The organism is Bradyrhizobium sp. 142 (assembly GCF_023074015.1).
Taxonomy (GTDB): domain Bacteria; phylum Pseudomonadota; class Alphaproteobacteria; order Rhizobiales; family Xanthobacteraceae; genus Bradyrhizobium.
The window spans coordinates 1-584 of the sequence record NZ_JADPKQ010000129.1 but is presented as its reverse complement, the minus strand read 5'-3'; the positions used below and the strand labels follow the sequence as shown (position 1 = coordinate 584).

1 pseudogene is annotated in these 584 nt (G+C 65.6%); it reads right to left on the bottom strand.

Annotated features, from left to right (window positions below):
• Nucleotides 1–584: pseudogene (locus IVA82_RS13035) on the bottom strand (IS110 family transposase); the annotation flags it as partial.

Genomic DNA, 584 nt, shown 5'->3' with positions numbered 1-584 from the left:
CAGCACCTCACCGCCGACCGAGCCGATGCTCTTGAGATCGATGAGCTGCATGATCCTGGCTTGCGGCGAAGCGGGCTGTGGGCTGCGCAGTTCGGCGCGGCTGTGGGCCTCGAGTTCGGCGAGCTGCCGGGCCACCAGGCACAGCCGCTCGTGCTCGCGTGCAATCTCCTCCTTGAGCCGCGTCGGCAGCGGACGACCGTCGCCGGTGCGCAGCCTGGCAATATCCTTGATGAATGTCCGCGCCAGCGGGTTGACATCGCGGATGCCTTGGCCGTGCAGCAGTCCCTTGATGCGGTTGGTGTGAGCCGTGCGTTCCTTGAGCAAGCGCTCGCGTTCCCGGGTGCGGCGCTTGCGGTCTTCATCCTCAACACTCGGCACGTGGACCATGCTGCACACCCGCGGCTCGCCCCGCAGATAGGCGAGGAATGTCCGCATCAGCTTCTCCAGATCGATCCGGTCGGTCTTGGCGCGCCGGGCGCGCCGGTTCACCTCGATGCTGGAGGGATCGATTTCATGGTTGATGACACTTTGTCCCATCAGCCATCGATGCAGCCAGTGGCCGTCGAGACCCGCCTCGTAGCACG